At 68.3% G+C, this 17,799-nt stretch carries 16 protein-coding genes and 1 pseudogene; 7 read left to right on the top strand and 10 right to left on the bottom strand.

From position 1 onward, the window contains the following. The first annotated feature begins 52 nt into the window (after positions 1-52). Positions 53-394, top strand: coding sequence for an ArsR/SmtB family transcription factor (locus ACW173_RS12960; protein WP_492080422.1), 342 nt, complete (start codon positions 53-55; stop codon positions 392-394). Beyond that, positions 391-870 carry an SRPBCC family protein gene (locus ACW173_RS12955; protein WP_492080421.1) on the top strand — a complete coding sequence of 160 codons (480 nt, stop codon included), beginning with the start codon at positions 391-393 and terminating at the stop codon, positions 868-870. Before ACW173_RS12960 ends, ACW173_RS12955 begins: the two co-directional genes overlap by 4 nt. Positions 871-1,008: 138 nt before the next feature. Here ACW173_RS12955 and ACW173_RS12950 read toward each other — a convergent pair whose 3' ends face one another. The 4 genes from ACW173_RS12950 to rutR form a co-directional block, all read right to left on the bottom strand. Continuing rightward, complete coding sequence (locus ACW173_RS12950) at positions 1,009-1,440, bottom strand: c-type cytochrome (protein ID WP_492080420.1); 432 nt, start codon at positions 1,438-1,440, stop codon at positions 1,009-1,011. Between the two features lie 4 nt (positions 1,441-1,444). After that, entirely contained in the window at positions 1,445-3,052 is a 1,608-nt protein-coding gene (locus ACW173_RS12945) for a flavin monoamine oxidase family protein (protein WP_492080419.1), read from the bottom strand. Positions 3,053-3,225: 173 nt separating this feature from the next. Continuing rightward, positions 3,226-4,854 carry a sensor histidine kinase gene (locus tag ACW173_RS12940; protein WP_492080418.1) on the bottom strand — a complete coding sequence of 543 codons (1,629 nt, stop codon included), beginning with the start codon at positions 4,852-4,854 and terminating at the stop codon, positions 3,226-3,228. Between the two features lie 108 nt (positions 4,855-4,962). Then, positions 4,963-5,706, bottom strand: coding sequence for an HTH-type transcriptional regulator RutR (gene rutR, locus ACW173_RS12935; protein ID WP_492080417.1), 744 nt, complete (start codon positions 5,704-5,706; stop codon positions 4,963-4,965). A 109-nt stretch (positions 5,707-5,815) separates the two neighbouring features. On the opposite strand from rutR, the gene rutB reads away from it, so the two are divergent. The 4 genes from rutB to rutA all read left to right on the top strand — a co-directional run bounded on the left by rutB (position 5,816) and on the right by rutA (position 8,937). After that, positions 5,816-6,547, top strand: a complete 732-nt coding sequence (gene rutB, locus ACW173_RS12930) for a pyrimidine utilization protein B (protein ID WP_492080416.1) — start codon at positions 5,816-5,818, stop codon at positions 6,545-6,547. Then, on the top strand, positions 6,548-6,937 hold the full coding sequence (gene rutC / locus ACW173_RS12925; protein WP_492080415.1) for a pyrimidine utilization protein C: 390 nt from the start codon (positions 6,548-6,550) through the stop codon (positions 6,935-6,937). It abuts the gene before it with no gap. Beyond that, positions 6,937-7,737: a pyrimidine utilization protein D gene (gene rutD, locus ACW173_RS12920; RefSeq protein ID WP_492080414.1), complete on the top strand. Its 801-nt coding sequence runs from the start codon at positions 6,937-6,939 to the stop codon at positions 7,735-7,737. The genes rutC and rutD overlap by 1 nt, the downstream gene beginning before the upstream one ends. 138 nt (positions 7,738-7,875) lie before the next feature. After that, complete coding sequence (rutA, locus tag ACW173_RS12915; protein WP_492080413.1) at positions 7,876-8,937, top strand: pyrimidine utilization protein A; 1,062 nt, start codon at positions 7,876-7,878, stop codon at positions 8,935-8,937. A gap of 127 nt (positions 8,938-9,064) precedes the next feature. Here rutA and ACW173_RS12910 read toward each other — a convergent pair whose 3' ends face one another. From ACW173_RS12910 to ACW173_RS12885, 6 genes are all read right to left on the bottom strand, one after another. After that, positions 9,065-9,571: an FKBP-type peptidyl-prolyl cis-trans isomerase gene (locus ACW173_RS12910; RefSeq protein WP_492080412.1), complete on the bottom strand. Its 507-nt coding sequence runs from the start codon at positions 9,569-9,571 to the stop codon at positions 9,065-9,067. A 75-nt stretch (positions 9,572-9,646) separates the two neighbouring features. Continuing rightward, positions 9,647-10,312 (bottom strand): response regulator, encoded by a 666-nt coding sequence (locus ACW173_RS12905; RefSeq protein WP_492080411.1) that lies wholly within the window; start codon positions 10,310-10,312, stop codon positions 9,647-9,649. Beyond that, positions 10,309-12,480: a sensor histidine kinase gene (locus tag ACW173_RS12900; protein WP_492080410.1), complete on the bottom strand. Its 2,172-nt coding sequence runs from the start codon at positions 12,478-12,480 to the stop codon at positions 10,309-10,311. The genes ACW173_RS12905 and ACW173_RS12900 overlap by 4 nt, the downstream gene beginning before the upstream one ends. Before the next feature lie 93 nt (positions 12,481-12,573). Continuing rightward, positions 12,574-13,362 (bottom strand): peptidoglycan recognition protein family protein, encoded by a 789-nt coding sequence (locus ACW173_RS12895; protein WP_492080409.1) that lies wholly within the window; start codon positions 13,360-13,362, stop codon positions 12,574-12,576. A 3-nt stretch (positions 13,363-13,365) separates the two neighbouring features. Next, positions 13,366-14,595, bottom strand: a complete 1,230-nt coding sequence (locus ACW173_RS12890) for a hypothetical protein (RefSeq protein WP_492080408.1) — start codon at positions 14,593-14,595, stop codon at positions 13,366-13,368. 145 nt (positions 14,596-14,740) lie between these two features. Then, on the bottom strand, positions 14,741-16,069 hold the full coding sequence (locus ACW173_RS12885; RefSeq protein WP_492080407.1) for an alpha/beta hydrolase family protein: 1,329 nt from the start codon (positions 16,067-16,069) through the stop codon (positions 14,741-14,743). Between the two features lie 46 nt (positions 16,070-16,115). Here ACW173_RS12885 and ACW173_RS12880 point away from each other — a divergent pair. Beyond that, a pseudogene (locus tag ACW173_RS12880) lies at positions 16,116-17,742 on the top strand (GH35 family beta-galactosidase). Positions 17,743-17,799: the final 57 nt, after the last annotated feature.

The raw sequence follows: 17,799 nt of genomic DNA, 5'->3' as shown, positions 1-17,799 counted from the left end.
AAATACTTAAGCAATCACTTGACTATTTGCCCACATCTCGATACTTAACCCCATGCCTAACCAACAGCCGTCGCTCGATCTCATGTTCCAGGCCCTCGCGGATCCCGCGCGGCGGAGCATGGTCGAGCGGCTCTCCCGGGGTCCCGCCTCGGTGAGCGAACTGGCCGCGCCGCTGACCATGTCGCTTCCGGCGGTCATGCAGCACCTGGCCATGCTGGAGGCGGGCGGGATCGTGGCGTCGGAGAAGATCGGCCGGGTGCGCACCTGCCGGATGAACCCCGACGTCCTCGGTCTCGCCGAACAATGGATCAACCAGAGGCGCACCCAGTGGGAGCGACGCCTCGACCGCCTCGGAGATTTTCTGGCGGCCGAAGACGAGGACACCCCCAAATGACCGAACGCCCAAAGGCCGACCGAAACGCCATCCACGCCACCTTCACCGTCGAGCGGGTCTATGCCGCCTCGCCCGCCCGGGCGTTCGCCGCCTTCGCCGATCCGGAAAAGAAGAAGAAGTGGTTCAAGGGTCCCGACGAATGGGGCGTCCCCGACCAGAAGTACGACTTCCGCGTCGGCGGCGAGGAGCACAGCATCGGCGGCCCGCCGGGAGAGCCGCCGCATCGGTTCTACAACCGCTATCTGGAGATCATCCCGAACGAGCGGATCGTCTACACCTACTGGATGCACCATGGGGAACCGCTGGCCTCGGCGTCGGTGGCGACGCTGGAGTTCCGGGCCGAGGGCGACAAGACCCGCGTGGTGGTGACCGAGGTGGGGGTGTTCCTGGATGGCTACTACTCGGCCGAGGGGCGCGAGCACGGCATCCGCTGGCAGCTGGACGCGATCGCGCCGATCGTGGAGGGGGCGGACTGAAATCTCTCCTCCCCCGCTGGGGGAGGTGGCCCAGAGGGCCGGAGGGGGCAGCTCGGCCTAGGCCGGTGAAGCCCCCTTCAGTCGCTCCGCGACAGCTCCCCCAGAGGGGGAGCAGATCATGAAGCCGGCTTCTTCGTCTCAGTGCGACGCGGCCGGCGGCGGCTTGGCGATCTTGGCGACATCCGCCTCCGTCACCGGCTTGGCATAGGCATTGCCGAAGTGGGTCCGCACATAGGTCACCACCTCGGCCATCTGGGCGTTGGAAAGCGTGCCAGAGAACCCCGGCATCCCGCCCTTGCCGCCGGCCACCACCATGATCGGATAGGCCGCGCCGGCCAGCTTCGGATTGCTCGCCAGAGCGGGAATGGTCCCCGCCCCGGTCGCGCCTTTCGCGTCCGCCATGTGGCAGGCCTGACAGACCGCGCCATAGACTTGCTCGCCCGTCACGGGCTTCACCGCCCGCACGATGCCGCCGCCGGTGTCGCCGCCCCCTGAAGAGTTTGGGATCGGCGTCTGGGCCATGGCGGGAAAGGCCGCCAGGGCGGCGGCCATCAGAACGATCTTCTTCATGACCTCAAGCCTCCAGGGCGCGCTTGTGCAGACGGGTGATGGCGTCGATGGACGAGAGCAGCGCCCCCTCCATCCAGCAGCCGATATAGCTGGCGTGCTCGCCGGCCAGGACGATGCGGCGGTCCATGGCCACCAGGGTCTGGTAGTGCTCCTTGCGGGTCTCTTCGTTCCAGCGGGCGCAGCAGCCCAGGGTCCACGGCACCCGACTCCAGGCCACCGAGGCGCCGCTGGCGAACTCCTTGCGATAGCTTTCCGGATGGATCACCGAGCCCTGTTGCAGGGCGACCTCGATCCGCTGCTCGGGCGTCATGCCGGCCAGGCGATAAGCCCCCATCTCGCGGGCGAAGGCCCCCAGCAGCACCGCCGGCCCGTTCCCGAACATGTTGTTGTTCGGATACGAGATCAGCGCGATCTCCTGGTCGGTGAAGCTGTGGCCGCCATAGATGAAGTCGTCCTCCTCCCAGAAGCGACGCTTCATCTCCAGGCCGATCTTGACCTGGCCGGAGTACGGGACAGCCTTGATGGCGGCCATCATCTCGTCGGTGACCTGTAGGTCCATCTGGCCCAGGATGCCCAGCGGGATGGTGCAGACGCAGTAGTCGGCCTTGGCGTCGGCGGTCTTGCCGGTGACGGTGTCGGTCCAGCTGACCACCACGCCCTTGTCGTCCTGGGCGATCTTGCCGACCTTGGCGTTGTAGGTCACCAGGCCCTCGACCTGCTTGGCGAAGGCCTTGCCGATCATGTCCATGCCGCCCACCGGCTGGAACATGGTGGTCTGCATCTCGTGGTTCATGAAGAAGCCCATCGAGGTCCAGACCTGCGGGTCCAGCACGTCGTGCAGGCCGTGCAGGTCCCTGGATGGGATCGGCGCGCCGTCCACCCCGCCGCCGCCCGGCCGCTCGAAGCCCCGGTGCGAGGAGGCCCGCAGGGACGCCGAGTACTTGTAGTCCTTGTCCAGCATGCCCCAGCCCTTCAGGGCCTCCAGCAGCTTGTCGCGGTCTTCCTGGGTGACCGTGTCGTCCAGGGCCTTGGCGTTGACCGACTTGGCCAGCAGCTCGGCGATATTGCCCTCGAAGTCGGCGGCGGCGGTGTTGAAGCGCACCGGCTTGCCGCCGAAGGCCTGGGACGAGTGGACCCAGCCCGAATGGTTGAACTGGATGAACGGCTCCAGGGCCACGCCGAACTGCTTGCAATAGTGCAGCAGGGTGCGGTGGTGATGGGGGATCCGCCAGGGACCGGGGTTCAGGTAGTTGCCCTGCGAGAAGGCCACCTTCTGGGTCGCGCCGCCCAGCTCGGTATAGGTGTCGCCGCCCCGCAGCGACCAGTTGCGGCCGCCGGCGCGGTTCTGGAACTCCAGGATCTGAACCGCGTAGCCGGCCTTGCGCAGTTCGAACGCCGCCAGCATGCCGGCCAGGCCCGCGCCCAGCACGATCACCTTGGCCCCCGGCCGCGCGCCCTGCAGGCTAGGCGGGCCGTGGAACTGCGTCTCGGCCGCGTGGCCCAGCGTGGTCATCGCCTGATACAGCGCCGCCGTGCCGCCGACCTTGGCGATGGCGGAAAGCAGCTGACGCCTGGTCGGCGCCCCTGAACGCGAGTCCATTAGAAAGCCCATCCCCTACTGAACCGCCCGAGACTCGAGAGAGAGTCCGACGGTGCGGTGTTAAGGGCTAACAGCAGGGCGGGCGGGGGCGAGGGCTTAGGCCACGGCGCCGCGAAGGTGGTCTCGAACGCCTCGAATTATCGGCGCCGCGACGGTCGGGATGCGCGCGAAGTGTGCAGCGGGCCCTACCGCACCACCCGCAGCGCCGGCCGCTCGGCGCTGGCCTGGGTCAGGGGCACGGTGAAGTGGAAGCTGGACCCCAGTCCCAGCGCGCTGTGCACGCCGATCGTGCCGCCCATCAGCTCGACCAGTTCGCGGCAGATCGACAGGCCCAGGCCCGCCCCGTCGTGAGCGCGGGTCAGCGAACTGTCGACCTGGGAGAAGGTCTTGAAGAGCTCGGTCTGGTGTTCCAGCGCCACGCCCATGCCGGTGTCCTCGACCTCGAAGCGCAGGCCGCCCTTGGTGGCCGGACGGACGCGGACGGTGACCCCGCCCTCGTCCGTGAACTTGACCGCGTTGGCCACCAGGTTGCCCAGCACCTGGCGCAGCCGCATCGGGTCGCCCGTCCAGCGGCCGCGCAGGTCCGGGGCGATGTCGACGGAGAGCGCCAGCCCCTTGGCCGCCGCCGCGCCCGAGAAGGCCGCGCACGAGGCCTCGATCAGGGGCGCCAGGTCGAAGATCTCGGCCCTCAGACGCACGGCGCCGGTCTCCAGGCGGGCGATGTCGAGAATGTCGTTCAACAGGGCCAGCAGCGCCTGGCCCGACTCGGTCAGGATCCGCAGGCGCTTGGCCTGGGGCTCGCTCAGGGTGTCGGCGGCCATCACCTGGGCCATGCCAAGCACGCCGTTCAGCGGGGTGCGGACCTCGTGGCTCATATTGGCCAGGAAGCGGGTCTTGGCCTGGTTGGCGGCCTCGGCCTGCTCCTTGGCGGCGATCAGGGCCAGGCGGCCGGACTCCAGCGTGCGCAGGGCCTCGGCCACGCGATGCAGCAGCACGGCGCCGGCGCCGGCCAGGACCAGGAAGCCGACCAGCAGCCAAGGCGCGACGCTCATCAACAGGTGCAGGCCGGGATTGGCGGCGTCCCAGGCCAGGGCCCCAACCGGCTCGCCGTTGATGTCCTTGAGCAGGACGCGCGGCGTCCGGGCGTTGGGCGGATAGCCGTAGGCCAGAGCGTCCAGCCCCAGGTCGTCGGCCAGGCGCTTGACGAAGGGGGCGTCCAGGCGGCGCGCGCTGATCACCACGGCCGGCGGGCCGTCATAGCTTTTGGCGCCCGCCAGGGTTTCCGGCGTGACCGAGGCGAAGGCGACCAGATAGGTGGTGTCGTCCACGCGCATGAGGCCCGTGCGCGTCACCTCGGCGGCCGAGCTGACCCGTCCGGCCTGGCGCGCGGCGCGGGCGTCGGCCGAGATCTCGGCCGCGATCGGGACCGACTTGGCCGGAAAGGCGCCCAGCGTCGAGGACGTGGTCCGCACACCGCCCACGGAAGCGTAGAGCACTTGGCCCGAGCGCATGACGAAGGTCAGGTCGTGGGAAAACTGGTCGCGATAGTAGGTGGCGAAGTTCGAGTCGGCCCACGCGTCGTCGACCTTATGGCCGATGGCGGCATAGGCCGCGTCCCAGACCGTGGCCGAGGTCACCTCGCGCTCCATCCGCTCCAGGGACCGGGCCATGGTGCGCTGGGTGATCTCGATCTCGTCGACCGCTTCCATGCGGTCCAGTTGGCGGGCCGCCAGGACCATCAGCGCCAGGCCGCCCAGGATCGAGACGATCACGAGCACCGCCGCCGCGCCGACGATCCCGTGGATCAGTCGCATCGGCCGCGCGTCCGTGTCGGTGGAGGGAGGGGAAAGCCACGCCATAGCCATGGCAAGATGACGGCGCGAACGGCGCGGCGGAAGGCGACCTGTAGCCGCGGCTCACGGCTAACGAGGTCTTACCCCGTCCAGCACCAGGGCGGTCAGGGCCGCGCGAGTCTCGTCCATGAAACTTTTGTCCGCCAAGGACTTACCGGCCAGGGCCCGCACCTGGACGGCGAAATCGGCATAGTGCTGGGTCAGGGCCCAGATCGAGAAGATCAGGTGCGACGGATCGACCCGTCCCAGCTTGCCGGCGTCGATCCAGGCCTGAATCACCGCGACCTTGGCGTCGAACACCGCCTTCAGCGGGCCGGCCAGCACGGGCTTGAGCAGCGGCGCGCCGCGCAGCATTTCCAGGGCGAACAGGCGCGAGACCTCGGGGTGGTCGCGGCTGAGCACCAGCTTGGCGCCGATCAGGGCGGCGATGGCGTCGGCGGGGTCGTCGGCCTCGGTGAAGCGGGCCAGCGGCGCCAGCCACAGCGACAGTCCCTGCTCCAGCACCGCCACGTACAGGGCCTCCTTGGACGGGTGGTAATAGAGCAGATTGGCCTTCGAGATCCCCGCCGCCTGGGCGATGGCCTCGACGCTGGCCCCGTCCAGGCCCTGGCGCGCGAACACGGCCAGGGCGGCTTTCAGGATCGCGGCCTTGCGGGCTTCACCCGCTTGCGCCCGGCGGCCTTTCGGGAAGTTATCCACAGGCCTGTCGTCGCCTACCGTTTGAGCGGCCCTGACCAGCACACGGGCGCCGGACGCCGGTTTCGGCGCGGCCCGGCGCGGCGGCTTGACGATCTTCGCTCCAGGGCCGGTCATCACATCTCGAACTTGGACCATTTGGTCAAACATGGACCGAATGGTTCGGATTGCAACGTTCTTCCGGATGGTATTCCATGCCCCCTGGAATTCACAAGGAGCCGCGTCGATGAGCTCTCGGATCACCCCGCTCTCCCCGGACGCCGTGATGCTGCCCGCGCGGCCCGAGCCGATCCCGGTGGACCCGAAGACCACCGCCGTGATCGTCATCGACATGCAGAACGCCTACGCCTCCAAGGGCGGCTATCTGGACCTGGCCGGCTTCGACATCTCGGGGGCCGAGAAGGTTATCCAGGAGATCAAGACCGTGCTGCCCGTGGCCCGCGCGGCTGGCATGCAGGTGATCTATTTCCAGAACGGCTGGGACGACCAGTATGTCGAGGCCGGCGGTCCCGGTTCGCCCAACTGGTGGAAGTCCAACGCCCTGAAGACCATGCGCGCCAAGCCCGAACTGCAAGGCAAGCTGTTGGCGCGCGGCCAATGGGACTACGAGCTGGTCGACGACCTCAAGCCCGAGCCGGGCGACATCCAGCTACACAAAACCCGCTATTCCGGCTTCTTCAACAGCCAGCTGGACAGCGTGCTGCGGGCGCGCGGGATCCGCCATCTGGTGTTCGTCGGCATCGCCACCAATGTCTGCGTGGAGTCGACGCTGAGGGACGGCTTCTTCCTCGAATATTTCGGGACCGTGCTGGAGGACGCCACCCACCAGGCGGGTCCCGACTACGTCCAGAAGGCGGCCCTGTTCAACATCGAGACCTTCTTCGGCTGGGTCTCGACGACGGCGGATTTCAAGGGGGCGTTCGGGCAGCTGGCGCCGCGAACTCAGGGAGAAAAGTAGATGCCCAAGACCGTCATCACCCCGCCCGGCACGGGCACGCCCATCGCCCCGTTCTCGCCCGGCACGCTGGCCGACGGGATCGTCTACGTCTCAGGCACCCTGGCCTTCGACAAGGACAACAATGTCGCCTTCCCCGACGACGCCGAGGCCCAGACCCGCCAGGTGCTGGAGACCATCAAGTCGGTGATCGAGACCGCCGGCGGGACCATGGAAGACGTGACCATGAACCACATCTTCCTGACCGACTGGTCGCACTACGCGCCGATGAACAAGGTCTATGCGGAGTACTTCCCCGGCGACAAACCGGCCCGCTACTGCATCCAGTGCGGCCTGGTGAAGCCCGGCTTCGTGGTCGAGATCGCCTCCGTGGCGCATATCGGGAAGAAGTAATGACCTCGGGCGTCGTCGACGGCCTGTTCTACGAGCTGCACGGCGGTCCCGTCGCCGGCCGCGAGGTCGTGCTGCTGTCATCGGGCCTGGGGGGTTCGGGGGCGTTTTGGGCGCCGCAGATGGCGGCGCTGACCGAGCGCTGGCCGGTGGTGCTGTACGACCATCGGGGCACGGGACGAAGCACGCGGGAGCTGCCTTCGCCCTACAGCGTCCAAGACATGGCCGACGACATGGTCAAGGTCATGGACGCGCTGGGCCTGGCGAAGGCCCACGTCGTCGGCCACGCGGCCGGGGGCAACGCCGGCCTGGCCCTGGCCCTCTCCCACCCCGACCGCCTCGGCAAGCTGGTCGTCGTCAACGGCTGGTCGCGGCCCGATCCGCACATCCGCCGCTGCTTCGACACCCGCATCCATCTGCTGAACGACACGGGCCCGCGGGCCTATGTCCACGCCCAGCCGATCTTCCTCTATCCGGCCGACTGGATCTCGCGGAACCACACCCGCCTGCAGGCCGAGGAGGCCCACCACGTGGCCGGCTTCCCGCCGCGCGAGGTGATGCTGGCGCGGATCAACGCCCTGCTGGCCTTCGACATCGACGCACGGTTGGACGAGATCACCCACCGCGTGCTGATCAGCGCCAGCGCCGACGACATGCTGGTGCCGCCGCTCTGCTCGCGGCGTCTGGCCGGGCGGCTGCCCAACGCCGAGTTCCAGCAGTTCGCCTGGGGCGGCCATGGCTTCACCGTCACCGATCCCGAGACCTTCAACGAAGGCCTGGTGAAGTTCTTGGAGGGCGTCTGATTTCTCCTCCCCCGCTGGGGGAGGTGGCCCAGAGGGCCGGAGGGGGCAGCTCGGCCTAGGCCGCATTGGCCCCCTCAGTCGCTCCGCGACAGCTCCCCCGGAAGGGGAGCGGATTCCATTTTCAAAGGACCAACACCAATGCAGGTCGGCGTCTTCATCCCCATCGGCAACAACGGCTGGCTGATCTCGGAGAACTCTCCGCAGTACATGCCCAGCTTCGAGCTGAACAAAGAGATCACCCAGAAGGCCGAGAAGTACGGCTTCGACTTCGCGCTCTCGATGATCAAGCTGCGCGGGTTCGGGGGGAAAACGCAGTTCTGGGAGCACAATCTCGAGAGCTTCACCCTGATGTCGGGCCTGGCGGCCGTGACCAGCAAGATCAAGATCTTCGCCACCGTCGCCACCCTGACCATCCCGCCGGCCATCGTGGCCCGCATGGCCTCGACCATCGACTCGATCGCCCCGGGCCGCTTCGGCATCAACCTGGTCACCGGCTGGCAGAAGGCCGAGTACAGCCAGATGGGTCTATGGCCGGGCGAGGAGCACTATACCGACCGCTACAACTACCTGGCCGAATACACGACCGTGCTGAAGGACCTGCTGGAGACCGGCGTCTCGGACTTCAAGGGCAAGTACTTCACCATGGACGACTGCCGGGTCAGTCCGCGCCCGAAGGAGACCAAGCTGATCTGCGCCGGCTCGTCCGACGAGGGCCTGGCCTTCACGGCGCGATACGCGGACTACAGCTTCGCCCTGGGCAAGGGGACCAACACCCCGACGGCCTTCGCCAGCGTCAACAAGCGGCTGGAAGAGGCGGCCGAGAAGACCGGCCGCGACGTCCAGTCGTTCATCCTGTTCATGATCATCGCCGACGAGACCGACGAGAAGGCCATGGCCAAGTGGCAATCCTACCGCGAGGGCGCTGACCAGGAGGCGCTGGCCTGGCTGACCAACCAGGCGGCCCCCAACGCCAAGGCGGGGGCGACGACCAATACGACCCAGCTGGCCGCGCCGGAATCAGCGGTGAACCTGAACATGGGGACCTTGGTGGGGAGCTATGAGAGCATCGCCCGGATGATGGACGAGATCGCCGCGGTGCCGGGGACGGCGGGGGTGCTCTTGACGTTCGACGACTTCGTGAAGGGGGTCGAGGACTTCGGGGAGAAGATCCAGCCGTTGATGAAGAGCCGGCGGAAGTAGAACTCTCCTCCCCCTTTGGGGGAGGTGGCCCAGAGGGCCGGAGGGGGCAGCGCGGCTTAGGCCCAGCTGCCCCCTCAGTCGCTCCGCGACAGCTCCCCCAGAGGGGGAGCAGATTCTGCGCCGCCCCTTAATCGACCGCCAGCATCCCGATCAGCTGCAGCCGGAACACCAGCACGCTATCGGGCGGGATCTCACCCATGTCGCGGCCGCCGTAGGCCAGCTCCGACGGCACATACAGCGTCCACTCGTCGCCGACCTTCATCAGCGGCAGCGCCTGCAGCCAGCCCTCGATCAGGCCGTCGGCCGGCATGATCGCCGCCTTGCCGCGCGCGAAGCTGCTATCGAAGACCGTGCCGTCCAGCAGCTTGCCCTCGTAGTGGACCTTGATGATGTCGCCCAACTTCGGCGACGGGCCGGTCTTGGGGCCGCTGGTGGTGACCTTGTACTGCAGGCCCGACGGCAGGACGACGACGCCCGGCGCCTTGGCGTTCTTCTCCAGGAAGGCCTTGCCGGCGATCGCGCCCGGCGAGGGCGCGGCGTTCAGCTGCGGCGGCGCGGTCGGCGTGACCTGGGCGTGAGCCGCGCCGGCGGCGGCGAGAGCGGCCGTGGCGGCCAGGGTGGCGAGAAGGCGCATGGGGTCTCGTGACTCAAGAAAACGGTGAGGCGCACCGTAGCCGTCCTTGAGCTGAACTTCGCGGCGAAATTTCGCTCACACCAGCCCCCGCTTGGCCGCCTCCAGCGCCGCCTCCGCCCGCGAGCAGATATTGAGCTTGCGGTAGATCGCCTTCACGTACCCCGCCACGGTCAGCTCGGTGACCCCCATGACCTTGGCCGCCTCGCCCGAGCGCAGGCCCCGGCCAATAAGCCGCAGCACCTCGGTCTCGCGTGGGGTCAGGGCGGCCTCGGGCTCGATGGTCTCGACCAGCACCGGCCTGGCGCGGAAGTAGTCCAGCATCCGCCGCGCCACGGCGGGCGACAGCGGGGTCTCGCCCGCCTCCAGCCGCCGCAGATAACGCACCAGCTCATCGCGGCCCATGTCCTTGAGCAGGTAACCGCCCGCCCCCGCCGCGATGGCGTCGAACAGGTGGTGGTCGTCGGCATAGATGGTCACCACCACCGACCGCGTCGCCCCGCCCGAGCGCTCGTTCAGATCGCGCAGGAAGTCGACGCCGCGCCCGTCCGGCAGGGCCAGGTCGACCAGGGCCAGGTCCGGCGCGCCATCGCACAGGAACGACCGCGCCTCGGCCAGGTCCGCCGCCCCGCGCGCCACCACGCCGGGGAAGGCCTCCGAAAGGGCCGCCAGCAGGTGCTCGCGGGTCTCGGCCTGGTCTTCGAGGACCAATGCGGTGCCTGGGGCGGTTTGGGGCGGGTTCATGCGGTGGCGCTCGCGTCGAGTGGCGCGGACAGGCGGATCACCGTGCCCCTGGTCGTGTCCGGAATATCCACCACGCCGCCGATCTCGCCGAGACGGCGCTCAAGATTGGCCAGGCCGCCGCGGCGCCCGCCGGGTTCGCGTGGCAGGCCCACGCCGTCGTCGCTGATCGTCAGCTCCAGGCGCCCGCCGTCCTCGTGCACCGTGACCGCCACCGACGTCGCCCCGGCGTGGCGGATGGCGTTGGACACCACCTCGCGCACCGCCGAGGTCAGATTCTTGTAGACCCGGTAGGGCGCGGCGGCGTCGGGGGCGGCCAGCTCGACCGGCGGCCAGTCCAGGGCGATGCCCGCCGCCTCCAGCCGCTCGGCGGTCTCGTGGCGCAGGTCGGCCAGCACCGCTTCCAGCGGCAGGTCGTGACCCGACAGGCCCGAGACGATGGCCCGCAGATCCCCGATCGCGCCCCGCATCGCCTCGCGGGTCTGGCTAAGGTCCTGGCGGTGCAGGCCCGACAGCAGCCGCGCGCCGACGTCGTCATGCAGGTCGCGGGCGATGCGCAGCCGCTCCTCGACCACGCCGCGGGCATAGGCGTCGCGGCCTTCCTCGATCTGGCTCAAGAGCCCCACCAACTGGTCGGCCAGCTGGGCCTGAGCCGTGCCGAACAGGCCACGGCCCCGGAACGGAAACCGCAGGGTCAGCGCCCCGCCCCCCGCGGCGGCGGGCAGGCCCAGCGCGACGCCCTCCTCCAGGATCTCGGCCTTGACCCGCGAGGGCGAGCCCGCCGTGACTTCCAGGGGCTCATAGACTCGTCCCAGCAAGGCCTTCCAGGCGAAGATGCGCGCCTCGACGTCGTGGATCAGGGCCACCTGGGCCACGAAGGCGAACATCTCGTGGTCCTTCATGGTCCGGCGGCCGATCGTGCGCCGCCACAGCACGTCGCGGAACGGCAGGTAGGCGAAGGCGACGACCAGCAGCGAGACGCCCAGGGCCGTGCTGGGGGCCGCGCCCAGGGCGGTGATCAACAGGCCGTCCAGCGCCAGCATGGCCGCGCCGGCGCCGAGGTAGAACAGGATCCGGAACGCCCACTGGTCCAGCTCGAACAGCCTGTGGCGGCGCAGGCCCACGGCCATGCCGACATAGATGATCACGAAGAAACCCAGCGAATAGCGGGGATCCAGGAACGGGCTCATCCCGAAGGCGATGGGCACGGCGACATTGCCGATGAAGGCCCCCGCGCCGACGATCACCGACAGGCCCAGCCACCGGGTGGCGGCCATGGCGGCCGGGTCCTTGCGGCTGGCGAAGGCCTGGACGGCGATGGCGACGATGATCAGGGCCATCTCGATCGAGGTGATCGCCTGGCCCGTGCTCTCGACCGAGGGGTTGCCCGGCAGCAGCGGCGTCAGCGCCCAGGCCAGCACCCACAGCGGAACCAGCAGCATGACCGGCAGCCTGGTGACCCGCTTCGGATAGGCCAGGAAGAAGGCGATCATCGCCCCGCCAAAGGCCACCGCGCCCGTCATGTTCAACAGGCCCGCGACCCGGTCCAGGCTGGCGGCGCTGACCAGCTCGACGCTGGAATTGACCGCCCAGCCGAAGGTGAAGGCCAGCATGGACAGACCCGTCAGGCCAAACAGCTGGGTGGCCAGGTCGCGCGGCCGCAGCGCCCAGACCCAGCCGACGATCACGGCCGCGATCAGGCCGAACGCCAGGTTGGCCCAGAATTCGGGGTTCAGGCTGGTCAGCGGCCGGGCGCGGCCATCCAGGGCGACGGCGCGCTGGACGCCGTCCGGTCCCGCCAGGCGCAAGACCAGCGGCCGGGCTTCCAGGGCCTGGGCGAAGGCGCCCTCCAGGCGGTGCTGCGCGCTGGCGGCGGACTGGGTGGCGGGCGTGTCCAGGCCGCCGATCTCGGCCGCGCGCAAGGCCGGGGCCGTCGGATCGGCGCCAGCTTGTATCCCCAAGCCCGCCAACCGATCTCCCACCTTGGCCCCGGCCCGCGCCAGCGGTCCTTCGGGGACCAGGCGGGTAATGACCACGGCCCCGTCGGGCCGCGCCGTGAACTCTGCCCCCAGCCAGGCGGGACTCAGCGCCATCCACACGCCGGCCAAGGCGGTCGCCACGCACAGCAGGACCACGCCGAGCAACAGGGTAGTGGGTGACGATGTACGCATCAGGGACCGGAGCTTGGGGCAGGACAAGCACGGCCGCAACTCTCACGGAACGCCGTTACGGGGACACCCCCAGGATTGGGGGTTGCGCGGCCCTCAGGTGACGCCGCCGCTCCAGCAGAATTCGGCGGCCCCGACCTGGCACCACTGGTCGACGCCTTCGACCTCCTCGCCAGTCACGATGGCCTGACAGACCAGGCTGGTCCTGGGCGCCACCTTGCGGATCGGCGGCTGGCCGCGGTCGGGCGTCGGGCGGATCTGCAGCCAGACCGAGGTGGTGATCGGGCCGACCTTCACCGCGCCAGAACCGACGGCCGCCGGCGCGCTGCTGTTCTGCTGGAACACCCGCACCACGTCCTTGAGCAAATGGGTGTAGGAGCGGTTGCTGGCCGAAAGCCCCATCTGGGGATCCTGCCGGCGCGCCGGATCCAGCACCGAGTGGCCGACGACATGCCGCGCCGGGTCCAGGCCGTGATAGTCGCACAGCGCCGCCAGCACCCAGACATAACGGGCATAGGCCGCGTCGGCGTCGATGCCGCCGCCATAGCAGTACTCGACCCCGATCGCCGCATCGTTGGCGTCGTAGCCGAACATCCGGTTGTCGTTCGGGACGGAATACAGGACGTGCAGGGCCTGCTCGGCATTGGCGAAGGCCGGGATCGTCTCGATGATGCCCTTGTCGTCCACGAACAGGTGGGCCGAGCTGACGATCTTGGGGTTGGGATCATTGCGGTACCACTGGGCGTGGCCGGCGGCGGTGGCCCCCGGATTACCGCTGTCGTGAGCGACCAGGAACTTGACGCTGGGCGTCACCCGCCGGCCGGACCGGCGCTTCGAAATCGGGGCGTGAATCTCGGTGACCGGATAGAGCGCGGTGAAGGCCATGGATCACCCGTAGGTATGGGGTTCGGTGGTCGTGGCGGTCGTGGTGGTCCCGCCAGCCTCGGGCGAGGACTCTGGTGTCAGCTTGTCGCGTTCGCCGAAGAAGGTGTCGGCCCGTTTCGACAGCCACAGCGCCACGCGGTCAGAGAACATGCCCGCCAGCACGCCGACGGCGCAGAAGGTCATGAAGTTGGCCTTGCTCTCGTCGAAGGCGATGTTGCCGCCCAGCAGGGCCGTGCCGCCGCCGAGCACGATATAGACCCCGGTCGAGATCAGCCCGCCCAGGAAGATCCGTGACAGGATCTTTCCTCCGGCCGAAGCCGAGATCGAGTTGTTCGGATAGACGATCAGCACCAGCGTCACCAGCAAGGCGCCGAACAGGCCGGAGACAAAGGCCATCACGATTTGGAGGATCGCCGGCGGGATCTTGGCGACGAAGGGGCTCAGCGGGAAGGTATCCTTGAGCGCCGTGACATCGCTGAAGATCATCCCAAGCGGCTCGGCGGCCTTCAGAACATTTTGCAACTCCGAGAGATCCCGCCCCGTCGCCTCCAAGGTTTCAACCGCCGTTTGATGGCCAGAGGAAGCCTTCCTCTGTGTAACAAGCGATTCCTGATACGTATAATAGTTATCAGTTTGCCGAACGACCTCTTCAGCCAATACAGGATTTGTATCACCACACTGCTTTGCTCGCTGCCAACGCGCTTCCGAGCTGATCATCAATAGGATGGAATTCGTACCAGCCTTACTACAAACCTTCTGCGCCTTGTCGAACAGAGGCGTAAGTTTTGCTGAAAGAGCCTTCGACTTATCCCGAGCCTCATCATATTCTTTCTTCGCAACACGTACGTAGCGTCGCTGATCCGCGTATTTTTGTTTTATTGTATCAATCTTCTTTCCGGCCTCGACCGCCGCCTCCAGGCGCACACGTCCGGAACTGTAGTCAAACCGCTCCCGCGCCGGCGCGACCTCGGATTTCGCGGCTTCCGTCGCCGGATCCGCCTCCTCGATCTCGCTCTCATCGGCGCCCTCGTCCCGAGCCGGCTGTACAACCTGCGTCGGTGGGGGCGTGTTGTTGAACGCCTCCAGTCGCGTGATCACGCGCTGCTGAGCCGCCGCGGTCACCAAGACCAGAAGAAAGCCGTAGGTTACCGCCAAAGCGCCAAGGGCATGGCCTAAGAACGTCGCGAAAACGCGCGAGAACCTCCAGATGGCTCCGTAATCAATTTTTGGCATCGCCGCCTCCCCCCGAAGGACTTATGGCGACCTGCAGCTACGCCGCACTGATGCTCGCGAGCTCGCCCACGGCAAAGGCTAACACAGCCCTGGCAAGATAAAAGCGCGGACACACCCAAGGCGAGCACATAAATTCAAGCGCCCGTTATCTGGGCGCCTCCAGGTACCTAGCCGCGAAGTCCAGGAAGAACGGCCAGTTCGGCCCCGGCGTGTGGCCGCCCTCGTGCTGGCGGAAGGCCAGGTCGCCGTCGGCGATCAGGGTCAGGGGCTTGGGGAAGGCCGTCGCGCCCAGGTCCTTCTTGCCCAACAGGCGGTAGACCGGCCCCGCCGCCACGGTGGCCATGAACATTCCGCGCGGATCCGTCCAGGCGTCGGCCTCGTCGTTGCCGACGCTGATGAACAGCGGACGCGGCGCGACCAGGGCGATCAGCTCGTGGGCGTCGACCGGCAGGTCGTCGGCGGTCAGCGGGCCGGCGTATTTCAGGAAGTTGCCGGCCATCCAGTGATGCTCGCCCTCGGCGGCCAGGTTCTCGACCTGCTCGCCGCGCTTGCGGCGATGCAACTTGGCGCCGCCCTCGCCGGACGAGGCGATCAGGCCCACCGCCAGGCGCGGCTCGTAGGCCATGGCCACCAGCGCGCCCTTGCCGTAGCGCGACAGGCCCTCGATACCGACCCGCTTGGCGTCGATCGCCGGGTCGGTCTCGAAATAGTCGATAGCCCGGCTGACGCCCCAGCCCCAGGCGCGCAGGGCGCCCCAGTCGTCGGGCTTGCGCGGCTGGCCGCGGTTGGCCAGGCCGATGATGCCTTGGCTCAGCTTGCCCGGATCGTCGGCCTGGACGCTGGTCGGGTCGAGGATGGCGTAGCCCCAGCCGCGCGCCAGGACCAGATCCCGCCAATCTTGGTAAGAGGGGCCAGGACCGGGCGGCGGCGGGCGGTTGCGGGCCCACGGCGGACCGTCGGGGAAGCCCAGCTCCAGGATCAGCGGGACGCCGGTCTTGCCCTCTGGCGTCACGACCAACAGGTCGAGGCTGACATTGATCGACGGCGCGCGGCGGTTGTCGGCGACCCCGGCGAGCCGCTTCTCGACGACGGAGACGCCGGCCCGGACCGTCTTGGTTTCCTTGACGACCGTCCAGGTGATCTTCGGGGCGTTCCTCGGGATCCGCCCGTGCTCCTCGCGCTCGAACAGTTCGACCAGCTGGGGACGGCGGATCTTCCACCAGGCGTCGGCGTCGGGGACCGGGCGGCCGTCCGGGAAGGTCAGCGGGTCGGGCAGCAGGCTGAACGGCCCGGCCTTGGCCTCGTCGTAGTTCACGGCGTTGGGCGCGGCCTTGTTGTAGCCGTCGACGCCGGGGCGCGGGGGCTTGGTGATGCCCAGGCTTTTCAGCATCCGCGCGTGCTCGGCCTGGCCGGCGGCGACGTCGCGTTGCGGGAACTGGGCGAGCGCCAAAGACGGGGCGAGGGTAGCGGTCACAAAGCCCGCCAGCACGACCACTTTGAGCATTGATCTTACAAGTGCCATGACGTCATCTGACCTTTGCCATGCGAAACATTCTTACGATCTTGGGCGCCGCCCTGACCCTGGGCCTCACCGTTCCCACGCACGCCGAAGAGCCGCCTCGCATCGCCCGCCAGGACGGCGCGCACCGGCTGCTGGTCGGCGGCAAGCCGTTCCTGATCCTGGGCGGAGAGCTGGGCAATTCCTCGAGCTCGGACCTCAAGGACCTGTCCGGCCACTGGGCGGTGCTGAAGGCGGCGAACCTGAACACGGTGCTCGCGCCCGTGACCTGGGAACAGCTGGAGCCGGTCGAGGGCAAGTTCGACTTCACGGTGCTGGACGGCATGATCCAGCAGGCCCGCGCGAACGACATGCGGCTCGTCCTGCTGTGGTTCGGGGCGTGGAAGAACAGCATGTCGACCTACACGCCGGCCTGGGTGAAGCGTGATCCGGTCCGCTTCCCGCTGGCCCGTACGGCCCCCGGACCAGATGGGGGCAAGGCGGTCGAGATCCTCAGCGCCTCGTACCCGGCCACTCGTGACGCCGACGCCAAGGCCTATGCCGCGATGATGGCCCACCTGAAGGCGGTCGACGGCGACATAAACACCGGGAAGGGGCGGACCGTCCTGATGGTCCAGGTCGAGAACGAGATCGGCATGCTGCCTCAGGCCCGCGACCACAGCAAAGCGGCGGAGGACGACTTCAAGAAGCCCGTGCCGGCGGCGGTGCTGAAGGCGACGGGCGCCAAGAAGTCCGGAACCTGGGAAGAAGTGTTCGGCGCCTCGGCGGCGACCGACGAGCTGTGGCAGGCCTGGACCTTCGGGCGTTATGTCGAGGCGGTGACGGCGGCGGGCAAGAAGGCCTATCCGCTGCCGATGTACGTCAACGCCGCCCTGCCCCGGCCGGGCGCCGTACCCGGCGGCTATCCCAGCGCCGGGCCGCTGCCGCACCTGATCGACCTGTGGCGGGCGGCGGCGCCGTCGCTGGACATGCTGAGCCCCGACATCTACTTCGCCGACTTCACCAGGTGGATGCCGCCCTACGACCGGGCCGACCAGCCGTTGTTCATCCCCGAGGCCGACCAGGCCGGCAAGACGCCCGCCCCCGGCAACGCTTTCTGGGCGATCGGCGAGCACGACGCGATCGGCTTCTCGCCCTTCTCGATCGAGCACCTGCCGGCGGAAGGGGTGAAGACCCTGGGCGCGGCCTACAAGCTGCTGGACCAGCTGACGCCGCTGATCACGACGCATGACGGCGGCAAGACCATGCGCGGCTTCCGCGCGCCGGTGGCCTATGACGGGACCGTGGATCTGACGCCGCGCAAGGCCAGCTTCGGCGCTTGGGACTTCACGGTGACGGTGGTCGATCCGTGGACGCCGAAGGACGCCCAGGACTATGCCAGCCATGGCGGGTTGGTGATCCAGACGGGGCCGGACGAGTTCCTGGTGGCGGGTCGGGGGATCACGATCACCTTCGCCACCGAGGGCGCCAGCGTCGGGCTGGAGAGCGTGCGGGAGGTCAGCTTCGAAGGCGGCCAGTGGGTCGATGGGCGCTGGCTGAATGGGGACCAGACCCACCAGGGCCGGCATGTGCGGCTGCCGCCGACCGAGTTCGGCGCGCAGCGGGTGAAGCTCTATAAGTACCGATAGCCCCCTTCCCCCTTGATGGGGGAAGGGTTGGGGATGGGGGTGACCACGGCGCCTCAA

The sequence above is a fragment of the Caulobacter sp. ALps2 genome, assembly GCF_058681635.1.
This window is presented reverse-complemented; position numbering and strand designations above follow the sequence as displayed.

Bases quoted from the DNA above. Each gene is read 5' to 3' on its own strand.
- rutB (WP_492080416.1), top strand. From the start codon at position 5,816: ATGAGCTCTCGGATCACCCCGCTCTCCCCGGACGCCGTGATGCTGCCC.
- rutA (WP_492080413.1), top strand. From the start codon at position 7,876: ATGCAGGTCGGCGTCTTCATCCCCATCGGCAACAACGGCTGGCTGATC.
- ACW173_RS12955 (WP_492080421.1), top strand. From the start codon at position 391: ATGACCGAACGCCCAAAGGCCGACCGAAACGCCATCCACGCCACCTTC.
- ACW173_RS12960 (WP_492080422.1), top strand. From the start codon at position 53: ATGCCTAACCAACAGCCGTCGCTCGATCTCATGTTCCAGGCCCTCGCG.
- ACW173_RS12900 (WP_492080410.1), bottom strand. From the start codon at position 12,480: ATGCGTACATCGTCACCCACTACCCTGTTGCTCGGCGTGGTCCTGCTG.
- ACW173_RS12945 (WP_492080419.1), bottom strand. From the start codon at position 3,052: ATGGGCTTTCTAATGGACTCGCGTTCAGGGGCGCCGACCAGGCGTCAG.
- ACW173_RS12905 (WP_492080411.1), bottom strand. From the start codon at position 10,312: ATGAACCCGCCCCAAACCGCCCCAGGCACCGCATTGGTCCTCGAAGAC.
- rutC (WP_492080415.1), top strand. From the start codon at position 6,548: ATGCCCAAGACCGTCATCACCCCGCCCGGCACGGGCACGCCCATCGCC.
- rutR (WP_492080417.1), bottom strand. From the start codon at position 5,706: ATGACCGGCCCTGGAGCGAAGATCGTCAAGCCGCCGCGCCGGGCCGCG.
- ACW173_RS12890 (WP_492080408.1), bottom strand. From the start codon at position 14,595: ATGCCAAAAATTGATTACGGAGCCATCTGGAGGTTCTCGCGCGTTTTC.
- rutD (WP_492080414.1), top strand. From the start codon at position 6,937: ATGACCTCGGGCGTCGTCGACGGCCTGTTCTACGAGCTGCACGGCGGT.
- ACW173_RS12895 (WP_492080409.1), bottom strand. From the start codon at position 13,362: ATGGCCTTCACCGCGCTCTATCCGGTCACCGAGATTCACGCCCCGATT.
- ACW173_RS12950 (WP_492080420.1), bottom strand. From the start codon at position 1,440: ATGAAGAAGATCGTTCTGATGGCCGCCGCCCTGGCGGCCTTTCCCGCC.
- ACW173_RS12910 (WP_492080412.1), bottom strand. From the start codon at position 9,571: ATGCGCCTTCTCGCCACCCTGGCCGCCACGGCCGCTCTCGCCGCCGCC.
- ACW173_RS12940 (WP_492080418.1), bottom strand. From the start codon at position 4,854: ATGCGACTGATCCACGGGATCGTCGGCGCGGCGGCGGTGCTCGTGATC.